Origin of the sequence: Gimesia benthica (assembly GCF_009720525.1) — a bacterium.
Lineage (GTDB): Bacteria > Planctomycetota > Planctomycetia > Planctomycetales > Planctomycetaceae > Gimesia > Gimesia benthica.
In genome coordinates, this window is sequence record NZ_CP043930.1 from 571738 (window position 1) to 596494 (window position 24757).

Sequence of the window (24757 nt, forward strand, 5' to 3'; positions counted from 1 at the left end):
GTGAATTTCACAAAGCCCTTATCTGGATTGAGGTTGTAAGAATAACGCTCCCAACGTATGATTCCGCCTTCGGATTGAGCGCACGGCGTACAGGCCTGCTCAATCTGCGGGAATGGAATCCATTATCTTAGAGTCAGGGAGCACCTGAAATGAATTCAGGCAGACTGCGTGCCAGCGATCTTTCCAACAGCTCGGCAGCCGAAAACGAAACCACCCCCACCTTCAAGATTTTTCCGAGTACGGAAGCAGCCCCCTTTGATCACCCCGATCAATTGTTGAAGGGCATCGCCCGCTCACGCGATTATCTGCTCTCCCTGCAGGATCCCGACGGCTACTGGTGCGGCGAACTGGAAGGAGACTCAATTCTCGAATCAGAGTACATTCTGCTCCTCGCATTCCTCGGTAAACAGCACAGCGAAGAAGCGATCCAGTGTGCCAATTACCTGCTGGATATCCAGATGCCCGAGGGGGGCTGGAACATGTACCCCGAAGGCCCCATTGAAATCAGTGCTGCAGTAAAAGCCTATTTTGCCCTGAAACTGACGGGCCATTCGCCCGACGCTGAGTACATGCAACGGGCTCGTAAAGCGATTCTGTCAGCAGGCGGGGTCGAAGCCGTCAACAGCTTCACACGGTTTTACCTGGCACTTCTGGGAGTGATCCCCTATTCGAAATGCCCCGCTGTCCCTCCCGAACTGATGCTGATTCCACGCTGGATGCCATTCAACATTTTTGAAATGTCGGCCTGGTCCCGAACCATTCTGGTTCCTCTCAGTATTCTCTGGGAATATCGCCCCTCGGTCACACTTCCGGAAGAGCAGGGGATCAACGAACTGTTTACAGGTTCCCCAGAGAACTACCCTCGAAACGTCCCGAAATCAGAGGCACTCGATTCCCTCAAGAAAAAAACCTGGTTCGACTGGCACCGCTTCTTTCAAGTCGTCGACCAGGGCTTCAAACTGGTCGAAAACCTGGGGATCAAGCCTTTTCGTAAACGGGCAGTCAATAAAGCCTATCAATGGATGCAGGAGCGATTCGATCACAGCGATGGACTCGGAGCCATTTTTCCTCCAATCATCTGGACCGTGATCGCTTTAAAATGTCTTGGAGAGGATGAAAGCAGTCCTGATATCCAGCGTGCCTTGAAAGAACTCAAAAAACTACAGATCAAAGACGGCGACCGCATCCGCCTGCAGCCCTGTAAATCCCCCGTCTGGGATACCGCCATCAGCACGATCGCACTTCGGGAAGCAGGCGTCTCCAATCGTCATCCGGCCATCCGTCAGAGCGTAAAATGGCTGCTCTCCCAGGAAGCCAGAATTCCGGGCGACTGGGTTAATTCAAGCAAATCCCAGACTCCCGGCGGCTGGTACTTTGAATTCAACAACGAGTTTTACCCCGATGTCGATGACACAACGATGGTCATCATGGCCCTGCGTCGTTGTCTGCCCAAAAACCTCAAACAGGATCAATGGCTGACCGACTTCCTGGTCAATCCTGAATGGAATCCCTACGAAGAAGACCTGGATACAGAAGCGATTGTCGCAGGCAGAAGTGAGTCGCGCGAACAGGCCTTTGCCGACCTGGAACTGTTACAACCAATGATTGGCGCCATCCGCAGGGGCGTGCACTGGGTCCTGGGAATGCAGAACAAAGATGGCGGATGGGGCGCATTTGACCGGGACAATGACCGGGAATTATTCACACAGGTTCCCTTTGCCGATCACAATGCGATGGTGGACCCGAGTACCGCCGATTTAACGGCCCGGGTCCTGGAAGCATTCGCCGATGTCCAGCTCCCCATCAACCACCCCGCTACGCAACGCGCGATTCAGTACGTCTGGAGCGAGCAGGAAGACGATCACTGCTGGTACGGACGCTGGGGAATCAACTACCTCTATGGTACCTGGCAATCGATTGTCGGTCTGGTTGAGATTGGAATCCCCGCGGACGACCCTCGAATTGTCCGCGCAGTGGGCTGGTTGAAGTCAAAACAGCAACCCAGTGGTGGCTGGGGCGAGACAGCTGACAGCTACGCTGATCCCTCTTTACGCGGACAGGGAGAGGCTACGCCTTCTCAGACCGCCTGGGCTCTAATGGGCTTGATGGCAGCGGGAGAAATTGACTCAGCTGCAGTTCGCCGAGGTATTCACTACCTGCTGGAAACCCAGAAGAATGACGGTAACTGGGACGAAGAACCATTTACCGGAACAGGCTTCCCCAAGGTCTTCTATCTCAAATACCACCTGTACCGCACCTATTTTCCGCTAATGGCATTGGCCCGATTTGAACGCCTGCGTCGTTGAAAAAATTGCATGCCAATATTTCCAGAAATATAGGGTCCACCCCTATGCACAGAATTCCACGTTCGTCAAAAAAACAAATTTCCTGATAAATTTCAGCAAAATAAACACCTGAAAAACAGGGACTTGAGGCAAAAGTATACACACTTGTCTCCTGCCGAAAAAATATTTTAATTTTTTCTTAAACTAAGAACAAGCAGTGCTTGTTTCCTCTTCATCGCAGGTATATTTTTCTACTGCGATTGCTATCCATCCAGACTGTGAAGTCTACCAATTTGCTCGCAGATGGATTGGCAGTTCGACTGCACAGGCAGTTCAAGCAGGCGCCCTCTAAACCCAACCCTAAGACAAACTGGAGTTAAGATGAAGAGTCGTAAAGGAACCTCAAAGCGTGGGTTCACATTGATTGAGTTACTTGTCGTGATTGCCATCATCGCAATCCTGATTGCACTGCTTCTGCCAGCTGTACAGCAGGCCCGTGAAGCAGCTCGTCGTTCTACCTGCAAGAACAACCTGAAGCAGATCGGCATCGCTATTCACAACTACGCCGATACTCACACTGTTTTCCCTCTCGGTTATGTCAACCAGACCAGCAGCTCAACTGACTTTACCTGGGCATGGTCTACCTTCCTGCTCCCATTTGTCGATCAGGCACCACTCTACAATACACTCAACCCGAATGGTGGCCTACTGCTTCCCGCAGCAAACACCACCTACAACGGTCAGCCCGCTTTACAAACAGCAATTCCTGTTTACCGCTGCCCATCGTCTGTCGTACCTGTGATCAACAACCAGCGAACTGACAGCGTTCCCAGCGGTTACGGCTCTCTCAGCTATCCAGCCGTTTCTGGTCACGTAGCTGCTCTGACCGGTACCCCTGTTACTACCTATCAGGATAAGGGGACCTTCTACCCCCGTAGTAGCGTCCGATTCCGTGATTTCACTGACGGAACATCCAACACAATTCTGGTTGGCGAACGTGCCTTCCAGTTCACTGGAACTGTCACTCAGCAGCCATACGCTGCCATCTGGGCCGGCGGACGTACCAACAACATCGGTACCAGCGGAATCATCACCAGCCTGAAAGAAGACAGCCTGGGCGTAGTTTCTGATGCAACTCGTATCAACCTGAAATCAGGTCCTGCTCATCGTGGATTCAGCAGCCAGCACGTAGGTGGTTGCCACTTCCTGCTGGGTGATGGTACTGTTCGCTTCATCAGCGAAAACATCAACTCTTCTGACTACAATTCATCCAATGGCCCAGCAGCCATGGGAACTTATCAGAAACTGGCGATCATCAATGATGGGCAGGTTCTGGGCGAATTCTAATCGCGATAGTATCAGTCACCGTTGAGGTTTCCTCAACAGCACTGTTCATAAACAGGCAGGCTCTCAACCCGAATCAGGGAAGCGAGACCTGCCTGTTTTTTTATGGTTTCTCCAGTGCAACACTGAACAGGAATTGCAGGAAATTCCCTCCCCAAAAAATTTTCTTGTTGCACAACTGGGAAAAATCAGATATCGTTTTCTTCTGGCTCTCCTGCTCATGAATGACACCTGACGATTACTGCGATAGTCCACGAGTGATATACTTCCATGTTCGGGAGAGGAACTGTTTCTGTTCCTGGGCATAAGTATTACGTTTCAATAGTCGCGAGTCGCTCCGCGAATTGAACTTTCCCAGGGAAGGGGCGCTTATGCAACGAGTGCATCGTTTCCGAGTCTGGCCTGACGTTTCGTTATCGCTGCTGGTTCAGCTTCGCTCACTGACTCTTCGCACTCGCCCTCTCTCTACTCTCTGCTTCTTACTCTGGTCCCTGACAATCGCGACTGAATTATCAGCGTCGGAACAGGAAGACTGTGAGCAACTTCTCCTGACCGGCCAGTATCAGTCTTGCATTCAAACATCTGCCCTCGCCATTGAAAAAAAGGCGTACGGCTCCGAATGGCCGCTGGTCAAAGCACAGGCTGAGCTTGCCGTCGGGCAATACGCTGAAGCCCAGCAGACGATTGACGCTGGCCTGAAACGCTACTCATGGAGCCTGCCTTTACGATATCTCGCCTGGCAAATCTACCACCTGAATAATGAGCATGAAGCTGCAGACGCGTTTCTGAACAGCATTCATGAACTCGCCAGCCGTTCTGCCTGGCGCTACACCGATGCTGACAGTCTGGTGGCGCTGGGACAGGCATCCCTGCAACGGGGAATGGATCCTGGTCAGGTACTCGAAACTTTTTTTGATCGTGCCATCCAGGAATATCCCGACCAGCGAGCTGCCTGGCTTGCCAGTGGGAATCTCGCTTTAGCAAAGCACGATTATGCTCTGGCCAACGAAACTTTCACAGCGGGACTGAAACAGGTCCCCAAGGATCCAGATCTCCTCTTCGGACTTTCACAGGCATTAGCACGTTCCGACTCTCAACGCGCTGCCGTGCTCGCCGCCGAAGTTCTGGAAATCAATCCCCGCCACATTCCAGCACGAATGATGCAGGTTGGCCGGCTGATCGATTCGGAACAGTATGAGGCGGCCAAAACGGAACTGAATCAGATCCTTTCGATCAATCCTCATCTGGCGTCTGCCTGGGCCAGCCTGGCTGCGATCGCCCATTTTGAAAATCGTCCTTCCGATGAAACCGCCTATTACTGGCAGGCCTTAAGTCATCACGATCAAAACCCGCATGTGGACTTCCTGATCGGCAAAACACTCTCGGAACATTATCGATTTTCAGAGGGTGCCACCTACCAGAAACAGGCTCTGGAAAAAGAAGAAAAATATCTGCCGGCCCGGATTCAACTCGCACAGGACCAGTTAAGACTGGGACAGGAAATTAGTGGCTGGGAGCATGCCCAACAGGCACACGACCAGGACGGTTACGATACGACTATATTTAATCTGCTGGAGTTGAAAGACCAGTTGGCCCAATTTAGAACTCTTGAAGATGATTCCTTCATCATTCGCATGGAAGCCAGGGAAGCAGCGATTTACGGTGAGCAGGTCAAAGCTCTACTCTATGAAGCCAAACAGTCGCTCTGCCAGAAATATGGACTCAAACTCAACCAGAAAATCACCGTCGAAATCTTTCCCAATCCGGATGATTTTGCCGTGCGTACGTTTGGTATGCCGGCAATTTCAGGTTATCTGGGAGTCTGTTTCGGCAAAGTTATTACCGCCAACAGTCCCGCTTCGCAGGCCAATCACCCTGCTAACTGGCAGTCTGTGCTCTGGCATGAGTTCTGCCATGTCGTCACCCTGGAACTCACCCACAATAAAATGCCCCGCTGGATCAGCGAGGGTATCTCAGTGTATGAAGAACGTCAGAAGAATGCGTACTGGGGCGAGACCATGACTCCCCAGTATCGCGAAATGATCCTGCAGGGAGAAACCACGCCCATCAGTCAGCTGAGTAGCGCATTCATGAACCCCAAAAGTAGTCTGCATATTCAGTTTGCATATTACCAGTCATCCATGGTCGTGGAATACCTGGTCAGGAACTTCGGTCTGGAAACCGTACGTGAGATTCTGGGTGACCTGCAGGCGGGCATCCCCATCAATGTTGCTATCGAACGTCGCACAAAGATACTGGGAGAACTGGAAGAAGAGTACGCAGTCTGGCTGAAACAGCAGGCACTCGATTTCGCTCCCCGAGCAGACTGGTCCGAACAGGACCTGCGACCGCTACTCAATGACGATACCAAACGCTTCGATGACTGGATTCGGGAACATCCTGACCATTTCCGAGGTCTGATGGCCTATGCAACGATTCTTTCAGAAGAAAACCGCATAGTTGAACTCGAAACCATCCTTAAAAAACTGGTGGAAATCTATCCTGAATATACCGGAGCAGATAACGCTGCCCAACAACTGGCTCAACTCTACCAGAATCAGAAACGTTTCGCAGAGGAACAACAGATTCTGGAAGAGCATGCCCGTATCAATCCTGACGCATTGGGAGTCTATCAGAGATTGATTGAGCTTTATCAGCAGCAGGAAGACTGGTCTGCCGTTTATCAGACTGCCCGTCTGGCCCATGCAGTGAATCCTCTGAATCAGAATTCACAACTCTCACTTGCCATCGCCTGCACCAGACTGGACCGGCGGCAGGAAGCTATCCAGGCCTACCGGGCGATTCTGGCATTAGATCCCCATAATAAAGCTGAAATACACTACCAGATAGCCCGTCTGCTGAAATCAGAGAACCAGCAGCAGGCAAAACGACACACGCTGATCGCGCTAGAACAGGCTCCCCGTTTTCGGGCTGCCCACCTTTTACTCCTGGAATTGACAACAGATAACACCACCCCACGCTCGCAACGGAACTGACATGTAAATACAGAGGCTCGGGAGGAGCCTGCCATGAACAAAACCCTGATTTCACTGGCAGCCGCAGGCATCATACTGATCGTCGCCACGATCTGTATTGGACAGTACCGCTCCCGCAGCCCCATGGACCGGAATGGTGTTCCGGAATGGAAAGTTGATCCCGAGTTCCAGCACGACGTCTTCACATTCGTCCGCATCCGCTACAACTCACACCGGGGCTGGCGCCGCTGGGCTACCGATTATCCAGACAGTGATCTGAACTTCTCCTACCGTCTACAGCAATTAACTTCGCTGAAGGTCGATCCCGAAGGTCGAATCCTCGAACTGACGGACGAGGAGCTTTTCAATTACCCGTTTATCTATCTAATCGAGCCCGGCTCCCTTGAATTTACGGAAGAAGAAGTCACCGCCCTGCGACGTTACCTGACCAACGGTGGCTTCATGATGGTGGATGATTTCTGGGGAGAAGCCGAGTGGGACAATTTTGCCTGGGAAATGAAACGTGTTTTTCCGGACCGCGAACTGGTCGACATCCCTCTTGAGCATCCCATATTCCATTGTGTGTATGACCTCAAAGAAAAACCGCAAGTCCCCAGTATTGGCGTCGCCCAGTGGGGACGCTCTGAAGGAATTACCTGGGAACGGGAAGATGCCCGGGAAGTGCATTATCGCGGCCTGTTCGACGATAGCGGCCGATTGATGGCGGTTGTCTGTCACAATACCGATCTGGGTGATGGCTGGGAACGGGAAGGGGAGGACAAATGGTACTTCCGTGAGTTCTCTGAAAAGAAAGCTTATCCCCTGGGGATTAACATTGTGTTTTATGCCATGACCCACTGAATACAGCGTCTCTGCTTTGACAGTTTTTTTATCAGGAGTCGAAACGTGAATTTGAAACTTGTCTCCCCCGATGTCAGCGACACTGACGAGCGCATCTTTGAAATGCTGCAGAACAGTCGACAGCAGATTGACCGCGAAATTTCTAAGGCAGTCATTGGGCAAAAAGAAATTATCGACCAGCTCCTGATTGCACTGTTTGCCGGCGGACATTGCCTGATTACAGGTGCTCCGGGCCTGGCGAAAACGCTACTGGTAAATTCCCTGGCCCAGGTCTTCAAACTGAAATCTCAGCGTATTCAGTTTACTCCCGACCTGATGCCCGCCGACATAACGGGGACGGAAATTCTGGCAGGTGATACATCTGAATCACGGGCAATGAAGTTCGTCAAAGGCCCCGTCTTCACCAATATTCTGCTCGCAGATGAAATCAACCGTACGCCTCCCAAAACACAGGCTGCACTACTCGAAGCGATGCAGGAAAAACAGGTCACCGTCACGGGGATCAGATACGAACTGGAAAAGCCCTTTTTCGTGCTGGCAACTCAGAACCCGATCGAAATGGAAGGCACATACCCTTTACCAGAAGCACAATTGGACCGCTTCATGTTTAATCTGGTCATCGATTACCTCTCTGAAGATGATGAGGTCGCCGTTGTGACCCAGACGACAGCCCGCAATTCTGAACCGATCGAACCACTGTTTACCGGAAATGATATCCAGCAGTTCCATGGTTTTGTGCGTGAAGTACCTGTTGCCGAAGAGATTGTCCGTTACGCGGTTCAACTTTGTGCCGCTTCCCGGCCACACCAGGAGAATACTCCGGAATTTATCAATGAGTGGGTCAACTGGGGTGCCGGATTACGTGCAGCCCAGAGTCTGATTCTGGGCGCCAAAGCCCGGGCCGTTCTGCGGGGCCGAGTTCATGTCACCCAGGAAGATATTGAGGCCCTGCTGGCACCAGTCCTGCGTCACCGAGTTTTAATCAACTATCGCGCAGAAGCCGAGGGGGTCACCGTGGAACAGGTTGTGCAGAAATTGATAGAGACTATTCCCGCCCCCGTCAAAGGATGAATTGAAGCTGCATGAACACAAATACCACAGCCCGCCGTAATCAGAGACTGATGTCTCAACGCATTGACCCTGCCTGTCTGATGCGGATCAAATCTCTCGAATTACGTGCAAAAACCGTTGTTGAAGGAACCTGGAAAGGACTGCATCGCAGCCCCTACCACGGGTTCTCCGTTGAATTCACCGAATACCGCGAATATACGCCCGGAGATGACCCGCGCCATATCGACTGGAAACTGGCAGCTCGCTCCAACGAACACTACATTAAACGATTTGAGGAAGAGACCAACCTCTGCTGCCATATGTTGCTCGACCTCAGCACCTCGATGCAGTTTCAGAGCCTGGGCTATACCAAAGCCGAATACGCCAAAACCCTGGTTGCAACATTTGCCTATTTTCTGGCCCAGCAGCGCGATGCCACCGGACTGATCATTTTTGACGAGCAGGTAGAAACGGTCATCCCCGCTCGCTTTACGCGAGGCCAGCTCAGACGAATCCTGATCGAACTGGAACGTCCCCCGCAAGGTTCACACACCAATCTGATCTCTCCATTGAAACATGCAGTAGAAACCATCAATAAACGAGGGCTCGTAGTCCTGATATCTGATCTGATGAGCCCCCTGGATGAGTTAAATACCCACCTCGCCTATCTTCGCGCACAAGGACACGAAGTCGCATTATTCCAGATTCTGGACCCAGCAGAAATTCACCTTAATTTCCAAGAAACGGCCATCTTTGAAGACCTGGAAACTGGCGAGCGTATCGCCCTCAACCCCAAGACAGCCCGGGAAAATTATCAGCAACAGTTACAGGAACATCAGGCGGCGATTCAGTCGTTCTGCCGCAAACAGGGAGTTCATTACCATCAGTTAACCACAGATATGCCCCTTGAGCTGGGGCTTTCTGAATTCCTTACCGATCGCGCTGCTTGACAGTGCGATCTAATTAGAGGACCTGAGTTGAGTTTTTTAACCCCACTTTATTTATTTGGTATCATCGCCGTCGGACTGCCGATCCTACTGCACCTGGTCCGTCATCAGCCTAAGAACGTCTTCTATTTCAGCTCTCTCCGCTTTCTGGAACACAAGCCCCCCCAGACTAATCGCAAAAATAAAATCGAGCACTGGCTGTTACTCTCATTACGCGCTTTGGCCGTGATTCTCCTCGTCGCCGCATTCGCCCGCCCTTTTTTCAAGAACCAGGATCTGAAGCTCTCCTCAACACAGCCCCAGAGCCAGACCATTCTTCTGATTGACACCAGCGCCAGTATGCAGCGGGATTCCCTCTGGGAAAAAGCATTAACCCAGGCAAATGAGATCATCAAAGAGACGCCTCCGAATCAAATCGCAGTTTATACGTTTGACACACAACTCACAGCAGTCAAACCGTTACGACAGTCTCAAGAAACACGTTCAGCAAGCTCGCTCGAAAGAAACCAGAATCTATTAGGGGAATTGACTCCCGGCTGGAAAGCAACTGACCTGGGAACGGCCCTGACGGAACTGGCGGCACTCCTTCAGGAACAGGCAGTCTCTGATCCAACCGGGAGCATCCTGCGTCACACAAAAATTGAACTGATTACGGATTTCCAGGCAGGATCACGGACCGAAGCGCTCTCCGAGTTTTCCTGGCCCGAGGAGTTAAGTGTGCGGTTGCACCAGCTAGAAGCTGACAACTTAGATAACGCCGGCCTGCAGTTACTCACACTCGATGATGAGTCTCAACCGACAATTCGAATTGTGAATGCAGCTGACTCTCAGCAGGAAAAATTCACAATCGCCTATGAATTACAGCCAGGTAAACTCGAAAAGAGTCAGCAGGTCTATGTTCCTCGAGGCCAGTCTCGAGTTGTCCGCATGGCCTCCTGGCAACAGCCAGCCCCCGTTCCCAGAATTGTGCTCAGTGGCGATCTACAGAATTTTGATAACCACATTTATCTTCAGCCCGCGGCCCGGCCCAATCTGACAATCGTGCATTACGGGACTCCAGCCGAAAACTCGATTGAGTCTGCGAATTACTTTGCCCGACGGGCCTTTCCCAGTACCAGCCAGCGAGATATTGATTTTCAGACGATCGGCCCTGATACACCACCACTGCTGCTCACCGCAACAGAGATCCATCTGATGCTGATCAGTCGCCAACTGGCACCAGATGAAACAGAACAGGTCCAACGTTATCTGGAGCAGGGGGGAGTAGTCCTTCTCACGCTGCACGATGATCAGTCCACTGATTCGCTGAATCAGCTGGTGACGCAAAACACAGACACTACAGCACTGATAGAAACAGTCTCCCCCGAAATCAACGGTTATGCACTACTCACCGATATCAATTTCGAGCATCCCCTGTTTCAGATCTTTCAGGCTCCGGAATTCTCAGACTTCACCCGACTGAAATTCTGGAATTATCGCGGGCTCAAACTGCCGGAACAGATTCCACATCGGGTACTGGCCCGCTTCGATCATCATGCTCCCGCGATATTGGAAATATTACGAAATAAAGGAAAACTGCTCGTAATGAGCTTTGGATGGACGCCTCAGGAAAGCCAGTTCGCGTTATCAACAAAATTCGTCCCGATGTTAAATGCAATCCTGACTCTGAATGACAGGGCACAGAATACACCGGCACAGTTCACGATCGGCCAGAAAGTCAAGCTGCCCGTAGATCAACAGACGCGTCTAATCAGTACGCCTGATCGCTCCCAGATCAAACTTGCCTCCGATCAGCAGGATTTCACAGAAACTATTCTGCCCGGACTGTATCAGATTGAAAGTGATACCCAACTGCCCCCGACCAGGCAGTTTGCAGTAAATTTGGAAATTAGCGAAAGCCAGACTGAGCCTCTCGCACGAGAGAAGCTGGAAGCACTTGGAGTCCACTTTATGGACTCCGGTCCAGAATCACAGGAGCATACTTCTCCCGCCGAACTTCAGCGTCAGGCACAGTTGCGAGAACTGGAACAGAAACAGCAGATTTGGCGCTGGTTGATCATAGTGGCTCTTGCGTTACTGGGCCTGGAAACTGTGCTGGCCAGATGGTTGACCGGCAAATCTTCTGCGACAGGAAAGGCGTAAACATGGGCCTGCCCGATCTACTAAAACAGCTGAATCAGGTCATCTTTCGTCAGCAGATCAGTCTGAATCTTAAGCGACTGACGCTACTCTGGCTGGTTGCAGGCTGCCTGACCCTGCTGACGGTACTCCTGCTTCCCCCCGTAGCAGCTCCTGCCCAACAGTACTTGCTATTGGGAGTTTTACTGGGAGTCCCAACCTGTATCGCTGTCGGCTTGCTAGCCCATCGCTCGCGAAACCGCTACTCTCCAGCCAGTCGTCACGCAGTGGCAAAACTGATCGAAGAAACTTATCCTGATCTCGACACCAGTCTGCTCGCAACACTGGAGCTGGAAAAGCAAAACTGGAATGAGTCGCCCACATTTCTACAGAAGCGTCTGCTGGCCCAGGTCATATCACACGGTACAAACCATGACTGGAGGCAGGCTATTTCCAACCGCAGGCTGATTTTGCAGAGCACCACACACTTAACCTGCTTTACTGTCTGGTTGCTCTGCTGCCTGAGTTGCTGGACTCTGCTCCAGGCCGCTCCCACTCCTCAAAAAACCTCCATCGCTCTCATCAACCAGGCCCAACAGGAATTCAAAGTTAAAATTCAACCTGGTTCTACCGAGGTAGAAAAAGGGCATCCTTTGCTGATCACCGCACGTTTCTCGGGAAAAGTCCCGGAGACTGCAACTCTGCATTTCACAACTCCCAGCGGGACCACCACAGAACTTCCGCTGACCAAACAGCTGGACGACCCGATTTTTGCGGTTCGAATTCCTGCTGTAACAGAGGATTTGAGCTATCAAGTGCACTCAGCAGACTGGAAGTCAGATGTTTCACAGGTAAAAGTCTATGTCCTGCCCGAGCTGGTTCAACTTGACAGCACAATCACACCGCCAGACTATACAGGTCAACCAGCGCAGCGGAATGAAGACAGTCTCACACTGAGTGCGATTGTTGGTTCTAAAATTCAATTCCACGCCCGCTTTAATAAGCCAGTGAAAACAGCTGAACTTAGAAACGATAACGGCAATGCGTTACCGATGGTGATCGATTCAAATGGGTTATCGGGCCGTCTGACATTGCAGGCAGAACAGGACCAGACCTGGAACCTGCATCTGAACGACAGCGATGGTCGTTCAAACCGCACTCCACCATTTATCGATTTGGCTGTGATACCCAATCTTCCACCTGAAATCAAAATCACATTTCCAGCTCGTGACACCCGTGTCTCCCCACTCGAAGAGGCACTGGTCCAAGGCACCGTAGTTGACGACTTCGGCCTGCAACAGGTAGGTCTGGTTTACTCGATTCCTGGCCAGGAACCTCAGACTGTAGTACTCCGTCAAAGCGATAAAGCAGCAGTCGATTTCACAGCTGAGCACACTCTCTCTCTGGAACGTCTGCACGTGCAGCCCGACACCCTGATTTCCTATTACCTGTTTGCTGAGGATCTCGAAGCAGAGGGTCGCACGCGCAAAGTACTCAGCGACATGTATTTCATGGAAGTCCGTCACTTTGAAGAGATATTCCGGGAAGGACGATCTCCCGGAGGTGCCTCACAGGCAGGAAAAAGTGGCGGCAATGCACAACAGGCCGAGAAGCTGGCAGAACAACAAAAACAGATAATTAATGCAACCTGGAAAGTCATCCGCCGCGAGATCAAGCCAACCGTCTCTGAACAGTTTTCCCCAGATCTCGAGACGCTCTCGCAAGCACAACAGTCGCTGGTAGCAGAATTGCGCAAGCTTTCCGAAAAAATCAAATCCCAAAAGTCGAAAGCATTGATTGACTCCATCTCGCAAAGCATGCAGGAGGCCGCAACCCACTTGGACTCTGCCAGGGAGGCGCAGTCCGTATCGACACTTTCAACGGCTCTGGCTGCAGAACAGACCAGTTATCAGATGCTGCTGAAACTGCGTGCCCGGGAACATGAAGTCTCCAAGAGTAAAAACGGCGGAGGTAGCAAGGGGGGAGGCAGCAGCCGTTCGCAGACTCAACTGCAGCAGTTGGAACTGACCAATAAAAAACAGCGTTATGAAACAGAAAATCAGGCTTCTCAGCCCGTTGCTGCTCAACCAGATCGGGAATCTCTACAAATTCTGAATCGTCTGCGGGAACTGGCTGAGCGTCAGAAAGATCTGAATGAACAGCTCAAGGAGTTGGCCAATAAACAGCGGTTTGCCAAAACAGACGCAGAACGGGAAGAGATCGAACGACAGCTCAAACGCCTGCGGGAACGACAACGCGAACTGTTGCGTCAGGCAGATGAAGTGGCCCAGCGGATGGATCAGGCGAAACAACCCGATTCAATGAAATCTCGTCGAGAACTGGAACAGACCCGCCAGCATCTTCAACAAAGTGCTCAGTCATTAAAAGAGGGACAGGTCTCCCGGGCACTGAACTCAGGCACCCGGGCACAGCAGAAACTGAATCAGCTTAAAAATGACTTCCGCAAAAAAACAGCCAACCAGTTCGCCGATGCCATGCGTTTGCTGAACCAGCAGGCAGAACAGCTTGATCAGAAGCAGCAGGCTATCAATCAGGCGATTAATGACCGGGAACGGAAACCGGAACCGGGAGCACGGCGTTCCCTGCGAAGCCATCGGGGCAATTCAGAACTGGCAGATCAGTTGCAACAACAGGAAGACCGCCTCAAAGAAATCATGGAACAGATGAAGCAGGTTGTACAGGAATCGGAACAGGCAGAGCCGCTGCTCTCACGACATCTGTATGACGCAATTCGCAAAACGAGACCCTTTCGCCCCGAAGAAGCATTGAAAGATGCGGCCAATTTCCTGAAAGAGGGAAATGGTAATCAGGCTCGTGAAGCAGAAGAACGTGCTTCACGCGGCATCGAGACCATGAAACAGGGAATTCAGGTCGCCGCTGAGAGCGTACTTGGCAACGATCTGGAATCATTAAAACGCGCTCGCCAGGCACTCAAATCGCTCTCTTCTGAAATACAACAGGAACAGCAACTGGCAAGCAATTCTCCCCAACAAAAACCACCAGGCACTGGTTCGGGAAAACCTGGTTCCCCATCTCCACAACAAGCAGGTCAACGTCCCAATCCAGCAGGTTCTCAGGGGCAAGGTAAACCGGGTGAGAGTAGACAAGACCAGAACAGCCTGGCACAGAATCAGCCGATGCCTGGAAAATCAGGTCAAAATCCGTCCTCAGCCGAACAGTCAAAGTCTGGCCAGCCTCAATCTGGACAACCACAGCAGGGACAATCAGGACAAAGTCAACCTGGAAAAAGCCAGTCCAATTCATCAGGACAGCCTGCCAGTCAGGGCCAGGGCAAGGGCCAGGGGCAAGGGCAAGTACAGCTGACCTCGGCCCAGGCAGGCAAAGGAAACGGTTCTCAAGCCAACTCCCCCAACTCTTCTCAAAATTCAGCCGGCCCCAAATCTCTTAAGGGACAACGGGGACAGTCTCAGGGAGGACCTGGTGGTGGCCAAGGAGGCCCCGGCAGCCCAACCCCTGGACCTTTGACGGGAAACCAGTTCCGCGAATGGTCAGACCGGATGCGGGACGTGGAAGAAATGGTGGGGGATCCCGAACTACGTAGTCGAGTCGCTCAAATTCGTGAACGCGCACAGAGTATGCGTGCAGAGTTTAAACGTCACTCCAAAGCACCAGAGGGAGACTTGATCAATGCACAAATCCTGGAACCGCTGGCTGAAATTCAAACAATTCTGTCAAACGAGATCAGTAAACGAGGTGCGCAAACATCGCTGGCACCGATTGACCGTGACCCGGTACCAGAAAAGTACTCAGACCTGGTCCGACGCTATTATGAAGAACTAGGGAACGGAAAATGATCAGTCTGGCAGAAATTCAGTTTGGTGCTCCGGGCTGGAGCCTTTTTGTACCAGTAGCCATCATCACAGGACTGGGGCTGTTGGTCTACGCGTACCGTTCGCTGACAGTTCAACGTGCCCTGTCAGGGGGGGCTGCCGGGTTAAAACTACTGGCGATCGCAATCCTGGCTATCACCCTGACGGAGCCCCTCTGGAGTGGCACACGTATGGCCCCTGGCACGAATCTTTTCGCCGTCCTGGTCGATGACTCCCAAAGCCTCGCCATTCAGGATCCGAAAACGGGCAAACCCCGTAGCGAACAGTTGAAACAGTTACTAGCGTCAGCCAATAAACAGCAACCAGAAGCTCAAGCCCGCTGGCTGATCGATCTGGAACAGAATTTTTCCGTACGCAAGTACTCGCTCGACTCCCATGCTCATGTCCGCTCTGATCTGACACAGCTGAAATTTGAGGGAACGTCTTCGAATCTGGTAACCAGCCTCAATGAACTCAATCAGCGATACCAGAAACTGCCCCTCGCGGGAATTCTGGTGCTGACGGATGGTATTTCAGCCAGTGATACCAGCCAGTTGAAATCCAGCGTCCCCATCTATCCGGTTCCCATCGGTCATGTAGATCGGTCAACCGATCTGGCAATTACTAATACTTCAGTCAGTTATTCTCCTTTCGAGGATGCTCCGATACGCATCCTGGCCGATCTTTCAGCCACGCAATGCCAGCAGAAACAGCTTACCGCCCAACTAATAGATCCGGCTGGAAAAGTCGTTGAAACTATCACGCGCGAAGTCAGTCTGCCCGAGCAGCAGTTCCAGATTCGCTTCCAGGTCAAACCAGAAGAGACCGGCGTTGCCTTCTATCGGATTAAAACCAGTGTCAATATTCCAGAGGGGGGCGAACTGACGCTCGCTAATAACCAGCGCACACTGAAGGTCGACAGGGGACGGAAAGCACACCGCGTTCTTTATGTCTCAGGGCGTCCAAACTGGGAATTTAAATTCCTGCGGCGTGCGATTCATGAAGATGAGCATATTCAGCTGGTAGGACTGATTCGCATTGCCCAAAAAGAAACAAAGTTTGATTTTCGCAGTCGAGACGGAGAAGAGGGCAACGCCCTGTACCGTGGCTTTGATGAGAAAAACGAGAAGGATCTGGAACGCTATGATCAACCGGTGTTTGTCCGGATTAACACACAAACGCCGAATGAACTGAAGGATGGTTTCCCCAAAACCGAAGCCGAGCTGTTTCAGTATGAAACCGTAATCATTGATGACCTTGAAGCAGCCTTTTTTACTCACGATCAGATCGAACTGCTGACCCGCTTTGTTTCAGAACGGGGCGGGGGGCTGGTAATGCTCGGAGGCCAGGAGTCATTTCAACAGGGGGGCTATGACAAAACCGACTTTAAGCGAATGCTGCCAGTTTACTTTTCTCACGCTCCCAACCCACAGATATCCAGCGATGTCCAGTTTCAACTGACACGAGATGGCTGGCTGCAACCCTGGTTGCGTCACCATAAACAGGAACAGGACGAACAGAAACGACTGGCAGAAATGCCTGCGTTCAAAACCATTAACCGGGTAGACACCACCAAACCGGGCGCAATCCTGGCTGCCGAAGCAAAAAGCACATCACGCTCCTCTACCCCCGCAATCGCTTCGCAACGTTATGGACTGGGCCGCGTCACAGCTGTAATGATTGGGGATTTGTGGCGCTGGCGACTCCAGGAAGATACTCCAGATCCACAACTCTATAAAGCCTGGCGTCAGCTTTTGCGCTGGATGACTACCGACGTTCTGGAACCAGTCTCGCTGCAGGTTGTAGAATCTGAAGATGCCTCATCGGGTACAAAAATTAAGATTCTGGTCCGCGATCCCGAATTTCAGAAACGCAGTGATTACCTGGTCGCTTTAAAAATCACAACTCCCGACAAAGAAACGCTTGAGCTTACAGCTGAACCGCTCGCCGATCAGCCTGGAGAATACCAGACATTATATCTGCCACAACAATCAGGAGGTTTTACTGCCACCGCCACAGTCACTGCTCCCGATGGTAAAACTCAAACTGTCACCAGCGGCTGGGTACATGCTCCCGAGATCAGAGAGTTTCGCTCGGCCCAACCCGATCTGGCATTACTTGAGCAGTTGGCAAATGATTCTCAAGGTGAGGTCGTTCCCGCTGCCAAATTGCGACAATTTGTCAATTCGCTGGATCAACGCAAGTTACCGGTGATGGAAGAGGCTGTCACGCCACTCTGGCATCATCCGGGGGTGTTGCTGCTTGTCCTGGGATGTCTTTTGGGAGAATGGTCTCTCAGACGCTGGAAAGGATTACCCTGATGCGAAATTTCAGAATGACCATTATTCTGGCGGCGTGCTCTCTGATCTGTGGGAATCCGCTAGTGCACCTTGCTGCCGCAGAATCACCTGACAGACCAGAACGTTTTATCCTCGTGCTCGGGGCTGAAGGAACAGACGAATATGCCATTCAATTCGCTGACTGGGCTGAGAACTGGAAACAACTTGCGGTTGGAAAACAGGCCGAGTTGACTGTGATTGGAGAAAGCCTCGATGCCCGCAATTCTGATCGAACTTTGATCGAACAGGAACTCCTGCGTTCCCCGGAATCCTACAGTGCAACCTGGTTGATCCTGATCGGGCATGGTACGTTTGATGGGAAATCAGCTCGCTTCAATCTCCGCGGCCCCGACCTGACTGCAGAACAACTGCAAGTCTGTTGTGATCAGATTACACATCCTCTCGCAGTGTTGAACTGTTTTTCGGCCAGTGGTCCTTTCCTGCAGGCACTGTCAGGAAAGAATCGTGTGGTGATCTCTGCTACCAAAAATGGATTTGAGTTCTACTTTTCCCATTTCGGTAAGTTTTTGTCCGCAGCGGCTTCCGAACCAGAATCCGATCTGGATCATGACGGGCAGGTCTCGCTCCTGGAAGCTTATCTGGCCGCTTGTCGTCAGACAGAAGCACATTACCTGGAGCAGGGCCAACTGGCCACTGAGCATGCATTGCTGGACGATAACGGCGATCAGCGGGGCTCAAGAGCTGATCAATTTAAGGGGTTGGATCATCTCGCCGAGACAGGAGCAACGGCCAGCCTGCCAGACGGTCATCGAGCCCAGCAGTTCGCCGTTTGTGCATTGCGACCAGTTTCACAGATCACTGGAACTCAAAAGCAACGCCGTGATGCTCTGGAAATTAATATCTTGGAACTCAAACAGCGGAAGACAGAATTTGAAACCGAAGACGATTACTATCAACAGTTGGAACCGTTAATGATTCAACTGGCTGAGATCTATCGGCAAGCGGAGCGGGGTAACACTCCCACCATTCATGACCCGCTGGTGGTCCCTGTCAAAGCAGAACAGACCGGCGAATAACCGGTCTGCTTGCATAGTAGATTCAATTTTGACAGGGTAAGCAAATTACTCGCCACTGATTTCCTTGGCCAGTTTTTTGAGAGCTTCACTCTCAATCTGACGAACTCGCTCTCGCGTCAGTCCCAGTGCCTGACCAATCTCTTTGAGGGTCTTCGGTTCCTCACCATCGAGCCCAAACCGCATCCGCAGGATGTTGGCTTCTCTATCTGGAATTTCCTTCAACAGCCTGAAAACATGTTTGAGGTTGTCATTTTCAACCAGTTCATCATCGGGCCCTTTGAGACGGTCATCGGGAATCATTTCTCCCAGCGACCAGCCGGCGTCCTGTTGTTCTGACTGCGGCGAGGAATTGTAAAGCTGAATTGCTTTCTTGACGATTTTCAGTTTCTTGGGAGGAAGATCCAGTTCACGTGCAACTTCCTCAGTCGTCGGAGTTCGGTCCAGCGTATCCTGAAGCTGGGCAGTTGCCCGCCGCCACTTGGTCAACAGTTCAACCATGTAAGCAGGAATACGGATCGTTTTCGCAGAATTGACCAGAGCCCGTTTGATAGACTGCTTGATCCAATAACTGGCATAGGTACTGAAACGGGTCCCCATATCCGGGTCGAAGCCTTCGACTGCCCGCAGGAGCCCCAGGTTGCCCTCTTCGATCAGGTCCTGGAGTGGCAGGCCTTTGCCGGAATAAGCACGAGCAATATTCACCACCAGTCGCAGATTCGCACGAACCATCCGGTCGCGTGCCTCTTTATCACCATGTTCAATGCGATTCGACAGCTCTCGCTCTTCTTCGGCAGAGAGCAGGGCGGTTTCATTGATCTCTTTAAGATATGTTTCTAATGGATTCTGTACGGCTGAAGAGGAACGCCGTCGAGCAGTTTTCTGCATGGAAAACCTGTTATCTGTTTCTGGTGACAAATGGAAAGGCCGTTCGTTATCCATGGCTTTCCATTCGATTTGCAACCGTTCGCGGGAACTCGTTTCCTCTCGACACGATAATTCAATCACAGTCAGTCGGTTAGATATACCAACACCCTGTAGAGTTTTTATCGGCAGGCAACATCGCTTTTCTGAAACAGGAGTCGAAAAGCGGCCCGGGAAAACACGGTTCTACGGAAGCTGTAACGGTTATATCAACTGGGGTAGATTAGCGAGCTAAAACACAGCTATTACAGTACTTTTTCACAAACAGCCCACACTGACATTGCATCCAGCAACTTTGATCCATGTGCGTCAACAGTCGAGAAACAGACACGACTTAAGTATCTGGTAGAACATCGAATTCGCTCTAGACGTAAAAAAAGCGGCGATCGTTTCTGATCGCCGCTCTATATGCAACTGACAGTCAGTGACTGAAAGTTTTATGCAAGTTTACTCTTCGCTGGAATCTTCTTCTTTGGAAGCTTCCGCACTCTCTGAAGGCATAGTGAACAGTGGAGCATCTCCACCAGTTCCACCCATGAGTTCCTTACGAGGAGAGGAAGTAACTTCGCTGCTTTCACCAGCAGCAGCTTCTTCTTCAATCGGTTCTTCGAGTTTACGACTCAGGCCGATTTTACGATCGTCTGTGTCGACACGCAGGATTTTTACATCCAGGGTTTCGCCGACTTTGACGATGTCTTCCGGATTTTCAACCTTGTGGTCTGCCAGCTCAGAGATATGGAGCAGGCCTTCCAGTTCGTCTTCCAGCTCAACAAAGACACCGAAATTGGTGATCTTGGTAACCACACCCTGCACGATTGCACCTGGCTGGTATTTCTGAGGAATGTCGGTTTCCCAGGGATCCGAAGAAAGCTGCTTCAGGCCCAGGGCAATCCGCTTGCGTTCTTCGTCAACAGAAATTACCAGACACTCGATTTCATCGCCTTTCTTCATTACTTCACTGGCGTGTGAAATCTTACGGGTCCAGGACATGTCGCTCACGTGCAACAGCCCGTCGACACCTTCTTCCAGCTCGATGAATGCACCGTAGTTGGTAAGGTTGCGAACAGTCCCTTTGACCTTGGCACCTTCGGGGTACTTCTTGGTGACTTCGTCCCAGGGATTGGACTGAGTCTGCTTCATACCCAGAGAGATTTCCTGCTTGTCTTTGTTGACGCCCAGAACCACAACTTCGACTTCGTCACCGATATTGACCAGTTCACTGGGGTGGTTGATGCGTTTGGTCCAGGACATTTCACTGATGTGAACCAGACCTTCAATCCCGTCTTCCAGTTTCACAAAGGCACCGTAAGACATGACATTGACAACCGTGCCAGTAACCTTGGTTCCCACGGGGTATTTGGATTCGACCAGTTCCCAGGGGCTTGGTGATTTCTGCTTGAGGCCCAGAGCGATCTTTTCTTTGTCGCGATCGACGCTCAGGATCATGACTTCGATTTCGTCATCAATCTTAACGATCTCAGTCGGATGATTGATACGGCCCCAGCTCATGTCAGTGATGTGCAGCAGACCATCGATACCACCCAGGTCGACGAAGGCACCAAAGTCGGCGATGTTCTTGACAACCCCTTTGACGATCTGACCTTCTTCGATTTTGCTGAGCAGGTCCTGTTTGAGCTTTTCGCGTTTTTCTTCGATGAGCTTACGACGTGAAACCACAATATTACGACGGGCTTCGTCGATTTTGAGGATAACACACTCAATTGTGCGACCAATGTAGTTGGCGATATCAGAGGGACGACGAATATCGACCTGGCTGGCTGGCAAGAAGACGTTCACGCCGATATTGATCAGCAAACCACCTTTGATTTTGCGAACCACGGTACCAGAAACCACATCGCCTTCGGCGTGGGTTGCGATGACCTTTTCCCATTCGCGAATCCGGTCTGCTTTGCGTTTGGAGAGCATGGTCAGGCCGAACTCATCTTCGACCTCTTCGAGCAGGACCTGTACTTTATCACCGGCCTTAGGAGGTTCTTCCTCTTCGGACCATTCGTCGATATGTACGACACCTTCACTCTTGAATCCGATGTCAACGAGAACCTCTTCACCGTCGACACTCAAGACCACCCCGTCGATGATCTGATTCACATCATAGGCAATGGACACGGATGCGTAGACATCATCCAGCACCCAGTCATTCTCCTCACCTTCTTCACCCGCTTCAACTTCGGGCATGACCTCGGCGAATGCAGCATCAAGGTCTTCGTCAGAAATACCAAACTCTCGAATTAAGTTACGATCAACCATACTAAAAAAAATCCAACTACACTTTTGATTTCGAAATTCGTATCACGACTGGAAGTCATGGTTTTCTGATGTCAGCGGAAACAGAGCAAGGTTCTATTTCACAAGCTTAAAAGCGTCTCTTTATTGACATCATCGCATCATATTTGACAGATGCGGGCCTCTACAGGGCTGTCAACTTGCCTTCAAACCGGAACCGACAATCTAAAAAAAAAGCGAAGAGATCAGAGAATCTCCCGCAACGTTCCAGTGAATACCAACTTCTCCAAAACCATCAGTCTGACTTCATGGTCAATGCCCAACGCATTAATCAAGGCACAAAGCAGATCAGTCTGGCAAATATATCAGAAGGTTTTCATTTAATTCCAGCCATATAGGAGGCAGAAAGTGATGAAATCGCTGATTTCTTCGATTTTTCACCAAAATTGAGCCGGAATTCAATTTCACCCTGATTTAATGTCAGGAAAACCGGGGATGTGGCGACTCGTGTACCACAGACGGACTCTGTTGACTTAGTTTCGTGATTTTCTGGCGGATGGCATCAACCGAATCTGAATTATTCAAAATAGAGATTTTGAATACTGTCTCATAACTTTCACCGGGCTGTAATGCCTTGAGCCGCCCCTGTTCCCGTTCGGTTGCACGGAAATTAGGGTAATTGATGCCAGGTTCCAGGCCAGTCACGTAGCCAGCGGCTTCGGGTTGAGTATTTTTCCAGAGTGTAAAACAGGGTAGCTTCGACTGCACAAATTCCACCAGAAACCCTATTTCGCCCTCCCTTCCAGAAAGTAGGGCAGGGGTAAGCCCCTGTTCGTCGGCGACGGGTTGAAAATAGTAGGCTTGCTCGGCATAACCAAGAGTCGGCCCCAGATAGGTTTGATATTCCGTAACACCTTCTGCAGCCCGAGGATCGCGTGGAGCCATTTCTTCAAAGGGAATCGCGAACTGAGCTCCCGCTTCCAGAAAGGGTGCCCCCACATTGATGTGATAAAGCAGTTCGGATTCTGCTTCACTGGCACCGACATTGATAACCCGGTCTCTTATTGTAAATGATTCAGAGCCCAATTGAGTTTCCAGGGTCGATTCCAGCTGTAACTGGCTGCCAAACAGCATGCCTTCTGTCATGCGCCCTGTGATTCGTATCCAACCCCTGTCTGTGGGATCCAGTTCGACTGAAACATAATGAGCAGGAGTATTCGCGATGCGACCATGCAGAGTCAGTTCCGACTCAAGCGGGTTGCCGCCAGCATCTGTTCCAGGAGGCCCCATGGAAATCAGGCCACATCGACAGATCAATTCATTGAATCCACTCAGCCAGCCCAGGCCTCCTCGTTCAGAGAGGTTAACCAATGCAGGATTAACGGGAGCTTTGACAGGGGAATTCCACCCGAGAGGTAGCTCATCGAACATCCCGTTCCAGACTCCCATTCCCCTGGTAGGGATGATATTGAGCTTTAAACGCCCGTTATTGACTTCAATCAGGTCCACTCCCTCAGATGGACCTCCGTGCAATGGTCGTTTGTCGACAGACCATTCTGATTGCTTTGAAAACTCAGGGTGACTCTCTGAATTCAGAAGAACCTTCTCGATCCAGGTTTGAGAACTCACGTCAGTGAACAAAATCTGAGTTGGTTTCATCGGGGCGCCTCAATGCTTTGGGATCAGAAAATCGATATTTTCGTCATTACCATCGAAATAATGAATATCAGCCTGACGGTATGGATAATGTAAACCGCTCCATTTCACATATCCACCAGTGAATGCGAAAACGAAACAGAAACTACTCTTGCAGATGCTATTTACGACTTATAATACAGAATAGAACCGATTAATCTCAAACCGACAACCCTTTTACGACTAAAAGTTGATCATGGAACCATCGTCTATCGCACGTTTTCCACAGTCTGATGAGCACGGCTATCCTTACACGACCGAATGGTACGACTCACTGAAATCGTCCCTGGGTGAGGCGGGCTGCCGTCAGCTAGGCTTCTATCCGATCCCACAAGATTTTCTACTGTCGGTCGTGATCCCGATTTTCAATGAACAAAAGACGGTAGAGAACCTGATCAGCCAGGTTAAAGCAGTACCCATTCGCAAGGAACTGGTACTCGTCGATGATGGCAGTACGGATGGTACTCGAGATATTCTCAAACGTCTCGAAGAGCAATCGCAGTCGGAGCAGGATGCGTATAACGAAATCCGCGTCATTTTCCACGAGGTCAATCAGGGGAAAGGGGCAGCCGTCCGCACTGGTTTCCTGGAAGCGCAGGGAGATGTAATGCTGATCCAGGATGCTGACCTGGAATACGATCCCTCTGAGTACCCCCGTTTGCTACAGCCTATCATCGAAGGTCGTGCCGATGTCGTGTATGGCAGCCGGTTTCTGGGAGATCAGCCGCATCGCGTTCTCTACTATTGGCACTACCTGGGAAACAGGTTTTTGACAACCCTCTCAAACTGTTTCACCAACCTCAACCTGACCGATATGGAGACCTGCTATAAGCTGTTCAAAAAGGATGTGATCAAGGAAATCGCTCCTGGACTCTGTCAGAACCGATTTGGTATCGAGCCGGAACTGACAGCCAAAGTGGCCCGACGTCGCTGTCGTATTTTCGAGATGTCGATCAGCTATGATGGACGCACTTATGATCAGGGGAAAAAAATCGGCTGGAAAGACGGCGTCAAAGCACTCTGGTGTATCGTCCGCTACGGTCTGAAGGATTAGTGACCAGCCCCAATCTGCAATAAGCTGGCTCAGCGG

General features: G+C 51.1%; 14 protein-coding genes. 11 read left to right on the forward strand and 3 right to left on the reverse strand.

Translation table 11 applies throughout. The annotated features are described in order from the left end of the window. The first annotated feature begins 149 nt into the window (after nucleotides 1-149). The 10 genes from F1728_RS02385 to F1728_RS02430 all read left to right on the forward strand — a co-directional run bounded on the left by F1728_RS02385 (nucleotide 150) and on the right by F1728_RS02430 (nucleotide 18807). Entirely contained in the window at nucleotides 150-2306 is a 2157-nt protein-coding gene (locus F1728_RS02385; RefSeq protein ID WP_155362741.1) for a terpene cyclase/mutase family protein, read from the forward strand. Nucleotides 2307-2666: 360 nt separating this feature from the next. Next, on the forward strand, nucleotides 2667-3632 hold the full coding sequence (locus tag F1728_RS02390) for a DUF1559 domain-containing protein (protein WP_145040116.1): 966 nt from the start codon (nucleotides 2667-2669) through the stop codon (nucleotides 3630-3632). A 368-nt stretch (nucleotides 3633-4000) separates the two neighbouring features. Next, nucleotides 4001-6625, forward strand: a complete 2625-nt coding sequence (locus F1728_RS02395; protein WP_155362742.1) for a peptidase MA family metallohydrolase — start codon at nucleotides 4001-4003, stop codon at nucleotides 6623-6625. A gap of 33 nt (nucleotides 6626-6658) precedes the next feature. Continuing rightward, nucleotides 6659-7465 (forward strand): DUF4159 domain-containing protein, encoded by an 807-nt coding sequence (locus tag F1728_RS02400; protein WP_155362743.1) that lies wholly within the window; start codon nucleotides 6659-6661, stop codon nucleotides 7463-7465. Between the two features lie 45 nt (nucleotides 7466-7510). Next, complete coding sequence (locus F1728_RS02405) at nucleotides 7511-8536, forward strand: AAA family ATPase (RefSeq protein WP_228030474.1); 1026 nt, start codon at nucleotides 7511-7513, stop codon at nucleotides 8534-8536. A gap of 11 nt (nucleotides 8537-8547) precedes the next feature. Next, entirely contained in the window at nucleotides 8548-9465 is a 918-nt protein-coding gene (locus F1728_RS02410; RefSeq protein WP_155362744.1) for a DUF58 domain-containing protein, read from the forward strand. A 27-nt stretch (nucleotides 9466-9492) separates the two neighbouring features. Next, nucleotides 9493-11604: a vWA domain-containing protein gene (locus tag F1728_RS02415; RefSeq protein WP_155362745.1), complete on the forward strand. Its 2112-nt coding sequence runs from the start codon at nucleotides 9493-9495 to the stop codon at nucleotides 11602-11604. Nucleotides 11605-11606: 2 nt separating this feature from the next. Next, nucleotides 11607-15416 (forward strand): DUF4175 family protein, encoded by a 3810-nt coding sequence (locus tag F1728_RS02420; protein WP_155362746.1) that lies wholly within the window; start codon nucleotides 11607-11609, stop codon nucleotides 15414-15416. Beyond that, nucleotides 15413-17752: a hypothetical protein gene (locus F1728_RS02425; protein WP_155362747.1), complete on the forward strand. Its 2340-nt coding sequence runs from the start codon at nucleotides 15413-15415 to the stop codon at nucleotides 17750-17752. The genes F1728_RS02420 and F1728_RS02425 overlap by 4 nt, the downstream gene beginning before the upstream one ends. Then, nucleotides 17752-18807 carry a hypothetical protein gene (locus F1728_RS02430; protein WP_155362748.1) on the forward strand — a complete coding sequence of 352 codons (1056 nt, stop codon included), beginning with the start codon at nucleotides 17752-17754 and terminating at the stop codon, nucleotides 18805-18807. Before F1728_RS02425 ends, F1728_RS02430 begins: the two co-directional genes overlap by 1 nt. Nucleotides 18808-18852: 45 nt before the next feature. Here the strand turns inward: F1728_RS02430 and F1728_RS02435 are convergent, their stop codons facing one another. The 3 genes from F1728_RS02435 to F1728_RS02445 all read right to left on the reverse strand — a co-directional run bounded on the left by F1728_RS02435 (nucleotide 18853) and on the right by F1728_RS02445 (nucleotide 23481). After that, a complete protein-coding gene (locus tag F1728_RS02435) occupies nucleotides 18853-19692 on the reverse strand; it encodes a sigma-70 family RNA polymerase sigma factor (RefSeq protein WP_145040100.1) in 840 nt (279 codons plus the stop codon). A gap of 483 nt (nucleotides 19693-20175) precedes the next feature. Then, the gene (gene rpsA / locus F1728_RS02440) at nucleotides 20176-21996 is read right to left on the reverse strand and encodes a 30S ribosomal protein S1 (protein ID WP_155362749.1); all 1821 of its coding nucleotides are present in this window, start codon (nucleotides 21994-21996) and stop codon (nucleotides 20176-20178) included. A 456-nt stretch (nucleotides 21997-22452) separates the two neighbouring features. Beyond that, on the reverse strand, nucleotides 22453-23481 hold the full coding sequence (locus F1728_RS02445; RefSeq protein WP_194242650.1) for an aldose 1-epimerase family protein: 1029 nt from the start codon (nucleotides 23479-23481) through the stop codon (nucleotides 22453-22455). A 382-nt stretch (nucleotides 23482-23863) separates the two neighbouring features. Here F1728_RS02445 and F1728_RS02450 point away from each other — a divergent pair, with 382 nt between their 5' ends. Further along, entirely contained in the window at nucleotides 23864-24721 is an 858-nt protein-coding gene (locus F1728_RS02450) for a glycosyltransferase family 2 protein (protein WP_194242651.1), read from the forward strand. The last annotated feature ends 36 nt before the right edge of the window (nucleotides 24722-24757 follow it).